Origin of the sequence: Amycolatopsis sp. cmx-4-54 (assembly GCF_046548895.1) — a bacterium.
Taxonomy (GTDB): Bacteria; Actinomycetota; Actinomycetes; order Mycobacteriales; family Pseudonocardiaceae; genus Amycolatopsis.
This window is the reverse complement of record NZ_JAEBEJ010000022.1, coordinates 1-17632: the sequence shown is the minus strand read 5'-3', so window position 1 is coordinate 17632 and position 17632 is coordinate 1. Positions and strand designations below refer to the sequence as shown.

Annotated in this window: 12 protein-coding genes and 1 rRNA gene; 6 read left to right on the top strand and 7 right to left on the bottom strand. The window is 63.2% G+C overall.

Annotated elements, in window-relative coordinates; all coding sequences use genetic code 11:
- Positions 1-507: 507 nt before the first annotated feature.
- From ACLJQ7_RS41365 to ACLJQ7_RS41345, 5 genes are read left to right on the top strand one after another with little or no spacing between them, the layout of a single operon-like run.
- Entirely contained in the window at positions 508-807 is a 300-nt protein-coding gene (locus tag ACLJQ7_RS41365) for a hypothetical protein (RefSeq protein ID WP_410653650.1), read from the top strand.
- Positions 808-4077, top strand: a complete 3270-nt coding sequence (locus ACLJQ7_RS41360) for a helicase-related protein (protein ID WP_410653649.1) — start codon at positions 808-810, stop codon at positions 4075-4077.
- On the top strand, positions 4070-4783 hold the full coding sequence (locus tag ACLJQ7_RS41355; RefSeq protein WP_410653648.1) for a DUF4391 domain-containing protein: 714 nt from the start codon (positions 4070-4072) through the stop codon (positions 4781-4783). Before ACLJQ7_RS41360 ends, ACLJQ7_RS41355 begins: the two co-directional genes overlap by 8 nt.
- Positions 4784-4785: 2 nt before the next feature.
- Positions 4786-6750: a site-specific DNA-methyltransferase gene (locus tag ACLJQ7_RS41350; RefSeq protein WP_410653647.1), complete on the top strand. Its 1965-nt coding sequence runs from the start codon at positions 4786-4788 to the stop codon at positions 6748-6750.
- Positions 6751-6754: 4 nt separating this feature from the next.
- The gene (locus tag ACLJQ7_RS41345; protein WP_410653646.1) at positions 6755-9832 is read left to right on the top strand and encodes a type III restriction-modification system endonuclease; all 3078 of its coding nucleotides are present in this window, start codon (positions 6755-6757) and stop codon (positions 9830-9832) included.
- A gap of 107 nt (positions 9833-9939) precedes the next feature.
- Here the strand turns inward: ACLJQ7_RS41345 and ACLJQ7_RS41340 are convergent, their stop codons facing one another.
- The 6 genes from ACLJQ7_RS41340 to ACLJQ7_RS41315 all read right to left on the bottom strand — a co-directional run bounded on the left by ACLJQ7_RS41340 (position 9940) and on the right by ACLJQ7_RS41315 (position 16836).
- The gene (locus ACLJQ7_RS41340; RefSeq protein WP_410653645.1) at positions 9940-10278 is read right to left on the bottom strand and encodes a hypothetical protein; all 339 of its coding nucleotides are present in this window, start codon (positions 10276-10278) and stop codon (positions 9940-9942) included.
- A gap of 396 nt (positions 10279-10674) precedes the next feature.
- Positions 10675-11109, bottom strand: coding sequence for an acyl-CoA thioesterase (locus tag ACLJQ7_RS41335; protein ID WP_020633826.1), 435 nt, complete (start codon positions 11107-11109; stop codon positions 10675-10677).
- A 128-nt stretch (positions 11110-11237) separates the two neighbouring features.
- A complete protein-coding gene (locus ACLJQ7_RS41330) occupies positions 11238-14210 on the bottom strand; it encodes a bifunctional [glutamine synthetase] adenylyltransferase/[glutamine synthetase]-adenylyl-L-tyrosine phosphorylase (RefSeq protein ID WP_410653644.1) in 2973 nt (990 codons plus the stop codon).
- Between the two features lie 107 nt (positions 14211-14317).
- Positions 14318-15448, bottom strand: coding sequence for an anion permease (locus tag ACLJQ7_RS41325; RefSeq protein ID WP_410653643.1), 1131 nt, complete (start codon positions 15446-15448; stop codon positions 14318-14320).
- Between the two features lie 93 nt (positions 15449-15541).
- A complete protein-coding gene (locus ACLJQ7_RS41320; protein WP_410653642.1) occupies positions 15542-16297 on the bottom strand; it encodes a type 1 glutamine amidotransferase in 756 nt (251 codons plus the stop codon).
- An 86-nt stretch (positions 16298-16383) separates the two neighbouring features.
- Positions 16384-16836 (bottom strand): rhodanese-like domain-containing protein, encoded by a 453-nt coding sequence (locus ACLJQ7_RS41315; RefSeq protein ID WP_410653641.1) that lies wholly within the window; start codon positions 16834-16836, stop codon positions 16384-16386.
- A 107-nt stretch (positions 16837-16943) separates the two neighbouring features.
- Between ACLJQ7_RS41315 and ACLJQ7_RS41310 the strand changes: the two genes are divergently transcribed.
- Complete coding sequence (locus ACLJQ7_RS41310; RefSeq protein WP_410653640.1) at positions 16944-17390, top strand: Lrp/AsnC family transcriptional regulator; 447 nt, start codon at positions 16944-16946, stop codon at positions 17388-17390.
- 122 nt (positions 17391-17512) lie between these two features.
- On the opposite strand, the gene rrf is transcribed toward ACLJQ7_RS41310, so the two are convergent.
- Positions 17513-17629 (bottom strand): 5S ribosomal RNA (gene rrf, locus ACLJQ7_RS41305).
- Between the last annotated feature and the right edge of the window lie 3 nt (positions 17630-17632).

Below are 17632 nucleotides of genomic sequence, written 5' to 3'. Positions count from 1 at the left end.
GTCAGTACGAGAATTCGCTACACAACGTAACCGCAACTCGTCGACGAAGTACCGAGGTCGTTCACGTGGAGAAGAACAGCAGGAACCCGGCCAGTCGTCGTCAGAATCCTTCGTCGCCATAACATGGTCGTGTGCGCAACGGACCAGAAGCCGATGTGGCGGTTACCGACCTGGTCCGAAGCTCACCATGATCTGGCCGTAACGATGCACACCGACCAACTGGCTATACCTGTCAGAGCCAGCCACCAGCCTGACTGGCGTCATCATGAGGCCCGGAGTTGGAGATGCACGCGAAGGAGGGCTTCTCGATCGCCCGCAGGTATGCCGTCTCCGTCACCACGGGCGCCCGGGAGACCGCGTACTCATGCCTTGTTTCGCCTCGTCGCCAGCGTTGACCAGTCGGTGGTTCCGCCTTTGCCGGAGTGGCCAGCTCGGTGATTGGTGCTGCCGCGCCCATAATGGAAGACGTTCTTGACACTCAACAAACGATGCTGGGGGGATGGCTAGGTGACGGACGAACTCGGGCCTGGGAGTACGACGTCGCCCCACGTGGAACGGCGAGCGACCATGTGCGACTGCCACTTGCCGCCTGAAGTTCGGCCGAGGCCGACGACGGTGTTCGGCCGGTTCCTCTTCGTGTTCAAGGCGAGCGGCTCAAAAAACCGCTACATGACCAGTCGCAACAAGCGGCCGCAGGCCCGCCCTCTCTTCAACATCCCGGAGTTCAACGCCAGCAAGGTTGCCGGCAACCGGGTACATAGCGGCGGGGCGTCACCTGGTTCCAGGCCGAAGGATGGTGACGTCTGAGTGCGCATCATCGACAACCTCAATGAGTTCTTCGGCGACGATCTAAAGGCTTCGATAAAGCGTGGCTCCAAGCTGCGTATCGCAGCGAGCACGTTCTCGATCTTCGCATTCGAAGCACTGAGGCGTGAACTTCAGTCGATCAAGGAACTTGAGTTCATCTTCACCGCTCCATCGTTCACAACGACGAAGGCGACCGGCAAACCCGCGCAGGAAAACCGGCAGTTCTTTATCCCGAACGACAAGAGCCAGGATGCTGCACTGTACGGCACAGAGTTCGAGATTCGGCTGCGCAACAAGCTGACCCAACGGGCCATCGCACGTGAATGTGCTGAGTGGGTGCGACAGAAGGTCACGTTCCGCTCGAACCACACAGGCGCGCCGATGCAGTCGTTCGCTGTGGTCGATGACACCGCCGCCTACGCACCACTCCACGGCTTCACGACCGCCGACCTCGGGTATGAACGCGGCCCCGCGGTGTCTAACATGGTGCACAAGATCGACGACAAGCTGGCAACGCGCCAATACATGCAGCTCTTCGACCAGATCTGGCACAACCCAGACCAACTCGACGACGTGACCGAGGCGGTCCGAGAGCACATCGCGAGCGTGTATGCCGAGAACTCCCCACAACGGGTCTACTTCCTGATCCTCTACAACCTCTTCAACGAGTTCCTCGAAGACATCAGCGAGGACGTGCTGCCGAACGACCGCACTGGTTACCAGGGCACCGAGATTTGGAATGCGCTCTACAACTTCCAGAAGGACGCTGCGACCGGCGTGATCAACAAGTTGGAAACCTACAACGGTTGCATCCTTGCCGACAGCGTGGGACTGGGGAAGACGTTCACAGCGCTGGCCGTGATCAAGTATTACGAGCTGCGCAACAAGACCGTACTCGTGCTGGCGCCGAAGAAGCTAACTGAAAACTGGACGAACTACAACTCGAACTACACAACGAATATTTTCACAAAAGACCGCTTCAACTATGACGTCCTCGCCCACACAGATTTGTCGCGCGACAGTGGCGAGTCCTTGGGCAAGCGACTGGACCTAATCAACTGGGGCAACTACGACCTAGTCGTGATCGACGAGTCTCACAACTTCCGCAATGCCGACATCATCGCCCAGCGGGAGACCCGCTACCAGCGGCTGATGCGTAAAGTCATCCGTGCGGGAGTGAAGACAAAGGTGTTGATGCTCTCCGCAACCCCGGTCAACAATCGTTTCAACGATCTGCGCAATCAGCTGGCCCTCGCCTACGCGGGGGATTCGACGCAGCTTGCCACGAAACTCAACATCCAGTCGATCGAAGAGGTATTTCGGCAAGCCCAGCGCGTCTTTAACGAGTGGTCCGACCTACCGCCGGAGCTGCGCACAACTGACGCCATCCTCGCCCAGCTGGACTTCGACTTCTTCGAGTTGCTGGACGCCGTGACCATCGCGCGCTCGCGCAAACACATCCAGGCGTTCTACGACACCGCCGACATTGGCGCGTTCCCAGAGCGGATGAAACCGGAATCCCTGCGGCCGCCGCTGACTGACCTGGCAGGCGTTCCGACATTCAATAAGATCTTCGAACAGCTCCAGCTCCTGACCCTGGCGGTCTACACGCCGCTGGCGTACGTGTTCGAAAGCCGCCGAGACAAGTACGAGCAAATCTACGGAGCAGGTGCCGGCCAGAACTACATGGGTGGTGAAAACGCGAACCTTGGCGCAGCCAACCGCGAGCAGGGCATCCGCAAGCTCATGACGGTGAATCTGCTCAAGCGGCTGGAGAGCAGCATCGAAGCGTTCCGCCTGACCCTCAATCGGCTGGAGCACGCGGTCGCCGAGGCCATCGAAGCTGTGGACAACCACGCTGCGAACATCGCCGACATCGTCTCCGCGTTCACCGACGTGGACACCAACGATGACGACTTCGAGTTCCCCACCAGCGGCACGGTCGGCCGGAAGGTGCAGATCGACCTGGCCGACATGGATGTCGAGTCGTGGAGCCGCGACCTCGCCCACGACGGCGCGGTGATCCAGAACCTGTTGCGCTCGGTCAGCGGCATCACCCCCGAGCGCGATTCCAAGCTTCGAGCACTGCTCGAGCGGCTCGACGCCAAGTTCCAGCAGCCACTGAACCCCGGCAACCGCAAGGTTTTGATCTTTTCCGCGTTCGCCGACACGGCCGAGTACCTCTACAAGAACCTCGCCCCAGTGCTGAAACAGCGCGGCTACCACAGCGCCCTCGTCACCGGCCAGGGCAACCCGTCCACGACGGTCGGCAAGGGATACAGCTTCCAGCAGATCCTCACCCTGTTTTCCCCGCAGTCGAAGCAGCGCCACCTAGTGATGCCGCAGGAGACCTCGGAGATCGACCTACTAGTCGGCACCGACTGCATCAGTGAAGGCCAGAACCTTCAGGACTGCGACTTCCTGGTCAATTACGACATCCACTGGAACCCTGTGCGGATCATCCAGCGATTTGGCCGAATCGATCGTATCGGCTCGACCAACGAGCGTATCCAGCTGGTGAACTTCTGGCCAGACATCTCGCTGGACGAATACATCAACCTCAAGGAGCGCGTCGAGAACCGCATGGTCGCCGCCAACCTCGGCGGAACAGGCGACGACAACCTTCTCGACCCGGAGGCCAGCGATGCCGCATTCCGCAAGGAGCAGCTCCGCAAGCTCCAGGACGAAGTAATCGAACTCGAAGACGTTCGCACCGGCGTGTCGATCACCGACCTCGGCCTGAACGACTTCCGCATGGACCTGCTCGGCTACCTCAAGGAGTATGGCGACCTGGCCGGCACCCCGAAGGGACTGCATGCAGTCGTCCCCGCCCAGCCCGAAAAGGGGCTCAAGCCCGGCGCGATCTTCGTGCTGCGCAATATCAACGCCGACCAGCATCTCAACCGTGGCAACAGGCTGCACCCGCACTACCTCGTCTACCTCGACGACGAAGGACAGGTGATCGCCGATCACACCGAGGTCAAGCACCTGCTCGATCTGATCCGCGCCGGATGCCGGAACCGTGACGAGCCCGCGTGGGAGGTGTGCCGCGTTTTCAACGCTGCCACTCGCGACGGGGCCGAAATGGGCACGTATAGTCGCCTGCTCACCGATGCGATCCGCTCGATGATCGACCTCACCGACAAGCGCGACGTCGATAGCCTGTTCAGTCCCGGTCACACGACTGCGCTCGCGCAGACCATCGCCGGGCTCGATGACTTCGAGCTGATCGCCTTCCTCGCCATAGTCGACGAGCCCACCGATGATTGACGCCTCACCAGCGGCCGGAACTGCCGAAACCACCCCGATCCTCTACCGCTGGCCCGCGAACGCCGCGTTCGGCCGCACCGTCCCGAAGACGAAGTTCTACGAGCATGGCAACGTCCGCACCGCACTGCGCGCGAGATTCGTCGATGACATTCAGCGCATCACCTGGGCCTACAAGCTCGCCGACGACACCATCCGCCTGCGCGGCACGACCGCGGTGCCCGAGATCCAGATCTTCACCGTCGAGACCAAGGGCGAGGATGTCTCCGACGACGTGCTGACCGCCATCGACAGATCTGTGCACTTCCCGATCATCTTCGAGGTCGCTTGCAACGACCGTCTGCGTACAGTCGCAGCCCAGAAGGCGCTCGACGGCAAAGTGCCGAAGATCGGACCGTACTTCACGACCGACTGGCAACCCTCTGACGCGCCCCGACGACCTCTACCCACGGCGCTCGATCTACCGGGCCTGTACGCGGCCATACTTGCATCGCTACTACCAGTCGCGACCCGCGTCGGCGAGACGGTGTCACAGGCAACCGAAAGACTGGGCCGCGCCCGCAAGCTCGAGCGTGAAATCGCCGCACTGAACAAGAAGCTGCGCACCGAACCACAACTCAACCGTAAGATCGAAATCCGCAAGCAGATCAAGGAACGCACCGCAGTGCTCACCGAGCTGATCGACCGCACCCCGAACAACAAGGAATGACAGTGGATAAGCTCAAGATGCACTCGCCAGACCTCACCCAGCGCAGCATCGACGCCATCGCCGAGCTGTTCCCCACGGTCGTCACCGAGACTATCGACTCCAATGGCGAGCCGGTGCGCGCCGTCGACTTCGATCTGCTGCGCCAGGAGCTATCCGACCACATTATCGAAGGCCCACAGGAGCGCTACCAGCTCGACTGGCCAGGCAAGCGCGCCGCCGCCTTCGCGGCCAACGCGCCGATCGCCAAGACCTTGCGCCCCGTCCGCGACGAGTCGGTCGACTTCGACACGACCCGGAACCTTTTTATCGAGGGTGACAACCTTGAAGCACTCAAGCTGCTCCAGGAGTCCTACCTCGGCAAGATCAATGTGATCTACATCGACCCCCCGTACAACACGGGCAACGACTTCGTCTACGACGACGACTTCGCCGAGTCGAGCGCCGACTACCTCGCCCGCTCGGGCCAAAAGTCTGAGACCGGCGACCGCCTCATCGCGAACACCGAGGCCAACGGTCGTTTCCACTCCGACTGGCTGAGCATGATGTACTCCCGGCTGAAGCTGGCGCGTGGTCTGCTGACGGACGACGGGATCATGATCGCCGCGATCGGCGACAACGAGCATGCGAATCTCCGCCTGCTCCTTGATCAGGTCTTCGGAGCCGAGAACTTCATCTCAAACGTCGTCTGGCAGAGCGGGCGCAAGAATGACTCCCGATACGTCTCCAACGGCGCGGACTACATGCTGATCTACGCGAAGAATGCGACGCGACTCGGCGAACTTGGAGTGCGGTGGCGCGAGCCCAAGGTAGGTCTCGACACGGCGCTGGCGAAAGCCGCCTCGATTTGGTCGACTCGTCCGAGCGACGACGTCGCGTCCGTCCAGTGGAAGGCCTGGCTCAAGAGCAAAAAGGCCGCCGGTGAAATCACCGATTCAGTGGCGCGGTACGACCAGCTTCAGTCCGGGACCGGCCGACCGATGAACACATACCACGACATCACGTGGCCGGGCCGGGGCGGGCCCACATACCAGGTTCTCCATCCGAAGACGGGAAAGCCGGTAACGCTTCCGAAAACCGGCTGGCGCTATCAGAAGGACGAGATGGATCGCCGGATCGCGGGAGGGCAGATCTGGTTCGGGCCGGACGAGACCGCGATCCCCCGGGGGATTCGTTTCCTTGACGAGACGAGCGAGCAGGTCGCGATCTCGGTGTTCGAGCAGGATCGCAAGGCCGCTAGCACCGACATGCGCAACCTCATGGGCGAGATCGTCTTCGAGAACCCCAAGGACCGGCGCGTCCTTGCGCGATGGCTCCGTCTCGTCACCGGTGGGGCTAAGGACGCCGTCGTCCTCGATTTCTTTGCCGGCTCCGGTTCGACTGGCCACGCCGTCATGGACCTCAATGCAGCCGATGGCGGGCATCGCCGATACATCCTCGTCCAGCTCGACGAGGCAGTTGACCACCCGGACTACAACTCCATCGCCGACATCGCCCGGGAGCGCCTACGCCGCGCCGGCGCACAAGTGAAGCAGGGGGGCGGGCTGCTGAGTGCCGACCTCGATGTCGGATTTCGGTCGCTGCACGTTGCCACGACCAGCATGGCTGACACGCTCGCGACCGCCGATGACTTGGTGCAGAACGCGCTCATCGAGGCGATCGGCAGCGTGAAGCCCGGCCGCACCGACGAAGACCTGCTCTTCCAGGTGCTGCTCGACTGGGGGCTCGACGTCGCCGAGCCGATCACGGTCGAGGACGTTGGTGCCCGGCGAGTGCTGTCGGTCGCCGATGGCGCTCTGATCGCGTGCTTTGCCGACGAAGTGACCGACGTGGTCGTAAGGGCAATCGCGGCGCGGCATCCGCTGCGCGCCGTGTTCCTGGATGCGGGCTTCGCGACCGACGCCGCACGCATCAACGCCGAGCAGATCTTCCGCGAGGTGTCACCTGAGACAGAGGTAAGGGCGATCTGACCCGATGAAGCTCCAGTTCAAGGTCCAGCAGTACCAGACCGAGGCCGTCGATGCCGTTGTCGACGTGTTCACCGGGCAGCCGTACGCCGACGGCGTGAAGTACCGCATCGACCCCGGCAAGGACGCTGCACAAACCTTGCTGGACGACGCCGGTCTGCGCAACGCGGAGATCGCTCTGACGCCCCCACAACTACTGACGAACGTGCACCGAGTGCAACAGGCGCGCGGGCTGGAGCAGTCGAAAGACCTCAAGGACCCCGTCAAGAGGTCAGCGGCCCCGATCAATCTCGACGTCGAGATGGAAACCGGTACGGGCAAGACTTACGTGTACATCAAGACGATCATGGAGCTGCACAAGCGGTACGGGTGGTCGAAGTACATCGTGGTCGTGCCGTCGATTGCGATCCGCGAGGGCGTGAAGAAGTCCTTCGACATCACTGCCGAGCACTTCCAGCAGCTCTACGGCACCAAGCCTCGCACGTTCGTCTACAATTCCTCGCGGCTGCACGAGCTGGAGCGATTCTCCTCCGACTCGGGCGTGCAGGTGATGATCATCAACATCCAGGCGTTCAACGCCACCGGCAAGGACGCCCGCCGCATCTACGAGGTGCTCGACGACTTCCAGTCGCGAAGGCCAATCGACGTGATCGCGGCGAACCGTCCGATTCTGATCATCGATGAGCCGCAGAAGATCGAGGGCGATGGGAAGAAGCCGTCGAAATCGCTGGAGGCGCTCGGGTTGTTCAAGGCGCTGTTCGCTTTGCGTTACTCGGCGACCCACAAGATCGAGCGCACCAAGGTACACCGCCTGGACGCCGTGGACGCGTACAACCAGAAGCTGGTGAAGAAGATCGCGGTGCGCGGCATCAAGGTCAGGCACCTGGCCGGCAGCACCGCCTACCTGTATGTGGACGGGCTGGAGGTCGGCAAAGGTACGGACTTCCCGAAGGCTCGGATCGAGCTGGAGGTGCAGACCGCCCAGGGCATCAGGCGGCAGGTGAAGCGGCTGAGCCAGGGCATGAATCTGCACGACATCTCCGGCGGCATCGAGGCGTACAGGGGCCTGTTCATCAGGGATGTCGATGCGAACCGCGACATCGTCGAGCTAAGCAACGGTGACCTCATCGGTGCCGGCGAGATCACCCAAGACGTGACCGACGACGTGAAGCGCCGGATTCAGATCCGGGAAGTCATCCGCGCCCACCTCGATAAAGAGCGCGAACTGTTCGCGCAAGGCATCAAGGCACTGTCGCTGTTCTTTATCGACGAGGTCGTCAAATACCGTGACTACGACAACGTGGACACGCTGGGCGAGTACGCCCGCGTGTTCGAGGAGGAGTACGAGGCGGTGCTCGCTGACTACCTGGGCCAGCTCGACTTCGACGAGGCCGCCGAGCGATACCGCGCGCATGTCGAGGCGATCCCGGTGCGGTCGACGCACGAGGGCTACTTCTCGATCGACAAGAAGACCGGCCACTCAATCGACGGCAAGATCGCCGCGCGTGGCGACTTCGCAGGTCAGTCGGACGACGTCGATGCCTACGACCTGATCCTCAAGGACAAGGAACGGCTTCTGTCGTTCGAGGAGCCGGTGCGATTCATCTGGTCGCACTCGGCGCTGCGCGAGGGCTGGGACAACCCCAACGTGTTCGTCATGGGCATGCTCAAGAAGAGCGACAACACCACCACGCGGCGACAGGAGATCGGCCGGGGCCTGCGTCTGTCGGTCGACCAGCACGGCGAGCGGATGGACAATCCTGTCATCGTCCACGAAATCAACGAGCTCACCGTCGTCACCGACGAGTCCTACACCGACTTCGTCACCGCCCTGCAGAAGGAGATCATCGAGTCGCTGTCGGCCCGCCCGCGCAAGGCGACAGTCGACTACTTCATCGGTAAGCAAATCAAGCTCGCCGACGGCTCCACCAGCGTGCTGGAGAAGTCGCTCGCGCAGGCGCTCTACAACCACCTGATCCGTAACGACTACATCGACGACGATGGCCTGGTGACGCAGGCGTACAGGGACGCCCGCGCCGACGGAACACTCGCCGCCCCCATGGCCGAAGTGCTCAAGCCGGTCATCGACTTCGTGTGGCCACTCGTCGATGCGCTGTACCTCGACGTGCCCAAGCCGGCCGACGGCCGCAAGCCGAAGAAGATCCCGTTCAACGAAGCGAACTTCAAGAAGCGCGAGTTCCAAGAGCTGTGGAGCCGCATCAACCACAAGTCCGTCTACCAGGTCGAGTTCGACTCCGCCGAGCTGATCAAGAACTGCATCCACACGCTCGACAAGTCGCTCAACGTGACAGTCATGCAGTACCTGGTCGAGGCCGGCAAGCAGGTCGTGGGACTTGAAGTCGAGCAGCTCGAAGCAGGGACCGGGTTCAAGGTGTCGGAGACGAAGGTCGAGCACTCCGCCGTCTCGGCGGGCTCCACGGTGAAATACGACCTGCTCGGGGAAATCGCGGAGAAGACCCAGCTCACCCGCCAGACCTGCGCGGCAATCCTTACGGGCATCAACCCCGGCACGTTCGCGAAGTTCAAGCAGAACCCCGAGCAGTTCATCACCGAGGCCGCCCGGCTCATCAACGAGCAGAAGGCCACGGTGATCGTCGAGCACCTCAGTTACGACCCGCTCGAAGGCCGCTACGACTCCTCGATCTTCACCGAGAATCAGACCGCGCAAGACCTGTCGAAGGCCGGCGACAAGCTCAAGAAGAGCGTCTACGAGTACGTGGTCACCGACTCGAAGGGTGAGCGGTTGTTCGTCAAAAAGCTCGACGTCAGCGACGAGGTTGTCGTCTACTCCAAGCTGCCGCGCGGATTCTTCATCCCAACCCCGGTCGGCGACTACAACCCGGACTGGGCGATTGCCTTCCGCGAGAACAAGGTCAAGCATGTCTACTTCGTCGCCGAGACCAAGGGCACGATGTCCACGCTCCAGCTAAGGAGAATCGAGGAAGCAAAGATCGAGTGCGCTCGGAAGTTCTTCAGATCGCTCAACGAGAAGGCAGGCACTGAGAACGTCACCTATGACGTGGTCGACACCTTCGAGAACCTGCTCCAGATCGTAGGGGCGTAACTGGGGGGTAAATCCTCAGGATTGACTACCGGGGTTCGGCCCGGCGAGGAAGGGCAAACGCGGAGCTTTGATCAAGATCTGCCAGCGGACACCGGGTATGCCATGGTTCATCCTCTGACGTGGCATACCCGCATCGCTTGGTTCGCTGACATCGGTGCGACGCGGTTTCCGGCCCGCAGGTCCAGGCTCTGGCGGGACGGCGCCCCCACGACCAGCATCGGCGGCCGGCCGAGCTGCCCGAACCCGGTCCAACTGATCCGTTCTGCGGTCACCGTCGTCGGCACAGTCGGCCACTGCACCAGCATCTGCCGGATCTGCGGCTCGACCGCGTACACGATCGATCTCTTGGTCAGCTGCTGGTACTTCGGTGGTTCGTTGGAGGCCAGCGCACCACGGACGGTGTTGCGGCCGATCCCGAGCTGACGCGCGATGGACTTGATCGGCATCCTCTGAGCCCGGTAACGAGGGCGGACTCCGCCCAGTCCTCCACGTTGGGCACTCCCTACTTTCACCGAGCGGGTCCCGTTGCCCTTCGACAATGATGCCGTTTCACGCGACGCCGACACACGCATGATGACAGCTCACAGTAAGTATCCAGCAACAGCGCCAGTGGAACCCTGGGCCCAAGTCGTCATGCGTTGAAAAATATTGACCGCAACACTGACAACAACCACAAACCACCAGGTCAAGTACGGTGCCGCCAGCAAAGATGCAGGTCAGCGAATCAGCTGCGCGCTACTACGACGTGTGATCGTGCGGTAGGAAACACCAAGAGCACGCCGGTGGTGAGGTGCGGAAGCGCCCTCATCACCGGCGTTTCTTGTTCGGCCAGGCCAGTACGGCTACTCCGAAGTCGAAAGAACCTTGAGGTCGACGCCAGCTCGCTCGATACGGCCACGCGGATCGTCCACAAGTTTGCGTCGCTCGAGATCCATCAAGCCCAGCGTGCACGTGATCTCCGCGGAGAGGGTGCCGTCGACCTTGTAGATGTTCGAGTCCATGTGGAAGGTCTTGCCGGTACCGAACTTGGCGTCGCAGGTCACGTCGACGACATCGCCTGCCCGAAGCTCGCGTCGGAAGACGATGTGGGATTCGAGCAGCACGAAGGCAAGATTCGCATCGCGCATGCCTGAGTTGAGCCCACCTGCGAGCTCCATCAGCTCAAGTCTGGAGACCTCGCCGTACGAGTGGTAGACGGCGTGGTTGAGATGGCCGAGGGTGTCCAGCTCGTAATGACGCACCTTGATCCGGGTGCGAAATGGCTCGCGCACAGTCACCGGTCCACTGTAAGCGCCACTCACCGTCCGCGACGCCGAGTGTGAGCAAGGGACCTTTGCTGCCGTCTCCTCCAACCCGCGCAAGCGACAGCAAAGGTCCCTTGCTCCCTAACCGCAGGTCAGAGCGGTCAGCCCTGGTAGAAAAGGCTCTCCACGATCGCATGGGCACGTCGCGTCGTCCGTCGGTAGGCGTCGAGGAACTCACCTGGATCGTCATCGGCCGAGTAGCCGAGCACTCGCGCGACAGCGGCGAGGTCACGACCAGAGCTGGGAATCTCGTCGACCGCCTTACCGCGAACCAGCATCCCGGCGTTACGGACGCGCGTCGCCAGCAACCAGGCCTCGGTCAGGGACTCGACCTCGGCAGGCTCGGCGAGCCCCGCCTCTGCTGCGGCCTTCAGTGCCTCGATCGTCGAGGTGGTCCGGAGCCCCTTGATCTGGTGACCGTGACGCAGTTGCATGAGCTGCACGGTCCATTCGACGTCGGCGAGCCCTCCACGGCCGAGTTTCGTGTGCCGGGTCGGGTCGGCGCCCTTGGGCATCCGTTCCGTTTCCACGCGCGCCTTGATCCGCCTGATCTCCCGCACGCGAACCGCGTCGAGGCCTGCCTCCGGGTAGCGAATGGGGTCGATCATCTCGATGAACCGCGCACCGAGGTCGTCGTCACCGGCAATGAACCGAGCCCGGAGCAGCGCCTGTGATTCCCAGACCTCCGCCCACCGCCCGTAGTAACTGCGATAAGACTCGAGGGTTCGCACCAACGGGCCGCTTCGCCCCTCCGGGCGAAGATCGGCGTCGACGATCAGTGCCGGGTCAGGGCTGGGGGCGCCGAGGATCTTGCGAACCGTCTCGGCGACGGATGAAGCGAACTTCGCTGCTTCGGAGTCCGACACGCCCTCGGCGGGCTCGCACACGAAGAGAACGTCAGCGTCGGAACCGTAGCCGAGTTCGGCCCCGCCCAACCGCCCCATACCGATGACAGCGATTTTCGCGGGAGTCTGGCCGAGCTCGGTCTGGCGCTGGCGAAAAGCGGCCGCCAAGGCACCTTGAAGCACGGCGACCCACACGCTGGACAGCGCGTCGCAGACGGCTGGGACCTCGAGCAACCCCAGCAAATCCGCCGACGCGATCCGGAGCATCTCGTGCCGGCGCAACGATCTCGCGGCCGCGACCGCGGCATGCAACCCCGGTTGACGCCGCACGGCGGCTCGCAGCGAAGTGGCTACCTCCGCCGGAGTACGGCCGGCCAGCCTCGCTGGATCACCGAGCAACTGCAGTACTTCCGGCGCTCGAGCCAACAGGTCCGGAACCAGACGTGACGTGCCGAGGAGAAATGCGAGCCGCTCGACGACGGCGCCCTCGTCACGAAGAACCCTGAGATACCAAGGCGTTTCTTCGAGTGCTTCCGAGACTTTCCGGTAGGACAGGAGTCCACGGTCAGGGTCCGGGGTATCAGCGAGAAGGTCCAACAAGACCGGCAGCAGAGCTTGCTGGATGGCCGCCCGGCGGGACATTCCCGCGGTCAGCGCCTTGATGTGCTGCAAGGCCCCGTCAGGCGCGGCGTAACCGAGCGCGGCGAGGCGGCTCTCGGCTTGTTTCGTAGTCAGCCGTAGCGCTTCGGTCGGCACATTCGCGACCGATTGCAGCAGCGGTCGGTAGAAGAGTTTCTCGTGAAGACGCCGGATGCTCTGCAGATGGCGGCGAAACTCCGCCACCAACACGTCCTCTTCACTTCTGCCCCGGGCCGACCGCACGCCGCTCGCCCTCGCGATCGTTCGCAACTCGCCGACGTCCGAAGCAGCAGGGAACAAGTGCGTACGCCGTAGTCGGCGAAGCTGGAGCCGGTGCTCGATGGTCCGGAGGAACTCGTAGGACGTTGCTAGCTCCGCAGCGTCCTTGCGCCCGACATACCCGCCGTCCCCCAGGGCAGCGAGTGCGTCCATCGTGGACGGGGAACGCAGCTCGGCGTCGATCCGGCCGTGGACCAGTTGCAGCAACTGCACGGCGAACTCGACGTCGCGAAGGCCACCGCGCCCCAGCTTCAGCTCACGTTCGGCGTGTGCGGACGGCACATGGCCTTCGACGCGGCGCCGCATCTTCTGCACCTCGGGAACGAAATTCTCCCGATCGGCCGCTGCCCACACCTTTGGTGCGACCATCTCCGCGTACTGACGTCCGAGCTCGGCATCGCCTGCGACCGGCCTCGCTTTGAGCAGGGCCTGGAACTCCCAGGTCTTAGCCCACTTCTGATAGTAGGCGGCATGACCGTCGAGGGTTCGGACCAAGGCGCCCGCCTTGCCCTCCGGACGCAACGCCGCATCGACCTCGAAACATGCCTTGCCGACCACGCGCATCATCGTGCTGGCCAGCCGCGTGGCGGCCGAAAGGTCTCCATCTCCGACGAAGATGACATCCACGTCGCTCACATAGTTCAGCTCTCGACCGCCACATTTGCCCATCGCGATCACGGCCAGGTGCCCTTCGGCAGCGGCACCCACCTCGGCCTCCGCGACCAGCAACCCAACCTGGAGCGCGGCCTCGGCCAGCGTCGTGAGCTGGGCCCCGATTTCGGCATAGGGCGGCTGGCGGAGACCAGGTTCGACGAGATGCCCGAGGTCTGCCGCAGCGATTCCGAGCAGCAGTTCGCGGTAGCCGGTGCGAAGTGCTTGCTCCGACTCGAGGCCTGTGAGCAGCTCACCGTCCGGTCGCAAGTGATCGAGCAGACTGTTCACATACTGATCTGGGGCAATGTTCTTCTCGCCCTGGAGGGTCTTCCAGCAGTCGGTGTTCGCGACCAGGAAGTCCGCGAGCGCGCTCGAAGTGCCCAGAACGCCGAGTAACCGGCCCCGGAAGGTGCGGTGGGTACGGAGCGCCTGGTCGAGCTCATTCCAGGTGCCGGGGTCGGCTTCCCTGATCCGGTCCAGTCCGCTCAGGGCGAGATCGGGATCCGCCGCACGGGAAAGTGCCGACAACACGTCAGCGGCGGAGCCGTCCGGGCCTGATTCGGTCCACCAACCGGCAGCACGCAGCTGCCCGTCGGCACGGGGATCGGTGAAGCCGTATCTCGCCACGGAAGCGGTCGGCCTGGCGCGCTCAACCATCGGCTTCCACCGTAGTCGCCCTTACGCCCGAGACCAGACGGACGCGCACGGGAGCAAGGGACCTTTGCTACCGCACGTGGAAGCGGTAGCAAAGGTCCCTTGCTCTCCTAAGCGGCGATCCTGCCCACTTCCTGTTCAGGAACTGTCGGGGCTGGGCCGGCGAAGCTGCCCGCGTTGACCGGGCTCCGCCGTGAAAGGAGGTAGATCCCGATGCCGATCGCCAGGCCCGCGACACCGACAGCGATCGTGCCCACCGTGCCTGTCGAGGTCACGAGGCCGGCCGCGGCACCGACGATGGCAGCGGCGGGCAGGGTGAACAGCCAGGCGGTCACCATGCGGCCGGCCGTGCGCCAGCGAACCGGTGATTCGTTCCTGCCCACCCCGGAGCCGACGATGCCGCCGGAGCACACATGGGTCGTCGAAAGCGGGAAGCCGAAATTCGTCGAGGCGAGAATGACCGCCGCCGAGCTGGTCTGCGCGGCGAAGCCCTGCGGGCCATCGATATCCGTCAGGCCTTTACCCAGAGTGAAGGTGATACGCCAGCCACCCAGGTACGTGCCGAGCGCGAGCGCCAGCGCCGCGCTGACGATCACCCAGAGCGGCGGCCCCGCCCCGGCGGGGAGGGTTCCGGCGGTGATCATCGTCAGTGTGATGACGCCCATGGTCTTCTGCGCGTCGTTCGTGCCGTGGGCAAGCGAGACCAGCGAGGCCGAAATGATCTGGCCGACCCGGAAGCCGGCGGTGCGGCCGCGGCGAACGAAGATCCGGTAGACGAAGTACGTCACGATCATCGCGACGAGGCCGGCCAAGACCGGTGACAGCGCCGCCGGGACCAGCACCTTTTCGACGATCTTTCCGAAATGGACGGAGTCCGTTCCGGCCGATACCCACGTGGCACCGATGAGCCCGCCGAACAGCGCGTGGGACGAGCTGGACGGCAGTCCGACGAACCACGTGATCAGGTTCCACACGATCGCCCCCACCAGGCCGCCGAAGACGATCGCCGGCCCGATCTTGGAGTCGTCGACCAGTCCGTTGGAGATGGTCTTGGCCACCTCGACCGACAGGAAGGCGCCGACCAGGTTCAGGACCGCGGAGATCGTCACCGCGACCTTGGGGCGCAACGCCCCGGTGGCGATCGACGTCGCCATCGAGTTGGCCGTGTCGTGGAACCCGTTCGTGAAATCGAAAATTAGGGCCGTGACGACGACGAGCACGACCAACACTGAGGGCTCCACCCCGACCTCCGAACCCTTCGAAATTCCCTTCGCAAGGTACCTGACGGCATGACCTGAGTGTTAATAACCCATACGCATTTGAGACATGGGCCGTTAAGCCATCGGCAATGTACGTTGACGTTGCGCAGCCGGGGCGAGGTCACCGGACACCAGTCGGACGAAGCGATGGGCGAACGGCCGCCAGGTTTCGGTGATGTCGGCATGCACCCGAGCGAGATTTTCCGGGGTCAGTACGTCCGGCCGGGTGAGTTCTGCCATTTCCGGCGACTGCCCCGCCCAGTCGAGGACCACTTCCGGCGTCGTCTCGATATGGAACTGGACACCGTAGGCACAACGGTCGAATCGGAAGGCCTGGCAGGCATACCGCGGCGAGGAGGCGAGAAGCTCGGCGCCTACGGGCAGCCGAGTGATCGCGTCGTTGTGAAACTGCAGGACGTCCTGCATGAGCGGCAAGTCCGCAAAGAGCGGATCGGTCCAAGCAGCGTCCTTCTTGGACACAAGACCTGGGCCGACCTCAGGCCCTTGATCGCCTGTGGCGACGCTGCCGCCCAAGGCCACCGCCAGGAGCTGTCCGCCGAGGCAAATCGCGAGGGTCGGGATGCGCGCGCCCGCGGCCCTCGAAAGAAGCTTCCGTACGTCCGCCAGCCACGGATGATCGCCGTCATCATTGGCGCCCATCCCCCCGCCGAGGCATACGACGCCCGCGTACCCATCAAGATCGAGGGGAAGCGTCTGATCGGGCAGCAACCTGATGTCAAGCTCGGCTCCCGCCTCGGTGAGCCAGTCACCGAGAGGGCCGATCGGGTCTGATGCATCCGGCTGGATGACGAGCAACTTGAGAGCGGTCACGTCCCCAGCCTACGACCGCCGGGAGAGCAGGGGACCTTTGCTATCGCTCGAGGGATCGCGGTAGCAAAGGTCCCCTGCTTCCTTGGTCAGCAGGCGCAGCGGGGAGTGGCCGTCGGGGCGGTAGCTGGTACCGAGGCGTCCCGGTCAACGGGGTAGCCGGCTGCTTGCCAGGCGGTGATGCCGCCGGACAGGCGCTTCACCTTGAAGCCGAGCTCCGCGAGTTTCAGTGCTCCCTTGGTCGCGGCGTTGCAGTGGATGCTCTCGCAGTAGCAGACGTAGACGAGGTCACGGTCCAACTCGCGGACCGACTCGGGCGTCATCTCCCGGTAGGGGAGATTGATCGCACCGGGGATGCGAGCTGACGCGAAGGCTTCGGGAGCTCGAGTTTCGACGATCATGTACTCCTGCTGAGTACCAGAGGTGAGGTCACGGACCAGGTCATCCGGGTCTACCTCGAGAGCGAGCTCGGCGCGCAGGTGGGCGGCGGCCGTCGCGCTGTCCAAGGGCGGGAACATGAGTACACGGGGTTCGGTCGTCATGCCTCAATCCTGCTGACCAGTGATCATCCACAACATCGGACAATCCAGGCCTTGCCGGCGTCTAGCCTGGAGTTTCCTGGTGGACACGACGATCAACCTGGAGTTCTGTGAACCTCGACGATCTCGACTGGCAGCTACTCGAACTACTCCAGTCCGACGGCCGGCTGACCTTCTCGGAACTCGGTCGACGCGTGTCGCTGTCCGCGCCCGCGGTGACCGAGCGGGTTCGTCGGCTCGAGAAGAAGGGGATCATCACCGGATACTCGGCCAACGTCGACGTGGCGAAGCTCGGGTTACCGATCGAGGCGGTGGTTCGGGCGAAGGTGCGGAGTTTGGACACGGCTCGCTTCCGCGAAACCATCCTCCCGCTTCCCCAAGTTCTCGACGCCGATCACGTGACGGGTGACGAATGCTGGCTGGTGCGAGTCGCCTGCCGGAACACCGCGGAGTTGGAGGAACTCGTAGAGCGGATGCAGCGCTATGGGGAGACGACGACTTCCCTGGTCTTCTCGTCTCCTGTGCGCAGGCGCGCGGTCGTCCGGCCCACCTGCTGAGCGACGAGCGGGGGAGCAAGGGACCTTTGCTACCACTTGGCGAGGCAGACATGAAAAAGGGTTCAGGCCCCGGGAGAACTCGTGGTTCTCGACCGGGGCCTGGACCCTTTACTTCAATGTTAGTCCGGCGGTGTCCTACTCTCCCACAACCCTTCGGTTGCAGTACCATCGGCGCTGTCAGGCTTAGCTTCCGGGTTCGGAATGGGACCGGGCGTTTCCCTGACGCTATAACCACCGAAACA

What these genes read in the sequence shown, in the direction of transcription:
- ACLJQ7_RS41355 (WP_410653648.1), top strand. Translation starts at nt 4,070, where the DNA reads ATGATTGACGCCTCACCAGCGGCCGGAACTGCCGAAACCACCCCGATC.
- ACLJQ7_RS41345 (WP_410653646.1), top strand. Translation starts at nt 6,755, where the DNA reads ATGAAGCTCCAGTTCAAGGTCCAGCAGTACCAGACCGAGGCCGTCGAT.
- ACLJQ7_RS41340 (WP_410653645.1), bottom strand. Translation starts at nt 10,278, where the DNA reads ATGCCGATCAAGTCCATCGCGCGTCAGCTCGGGATCGGCCGCAACACC.
- ACLJQ7_RS41330 (WP_410653644.1), bottom strand. Translation starts at nt 14,210, where the DNA reads ATGGTTGAGCGCGCCAGGCCGACCGCTTCCGTGGCGAGATACGGCTTC.
- ACLJQ7_RS41315 (WP_410653641.1), bottom strand. Translation starts at nt 16,836, where the DNA reads ATGACGACCGAACCCCGTGTACTCATGTTCCCGCCCTTGGACAGCGCG.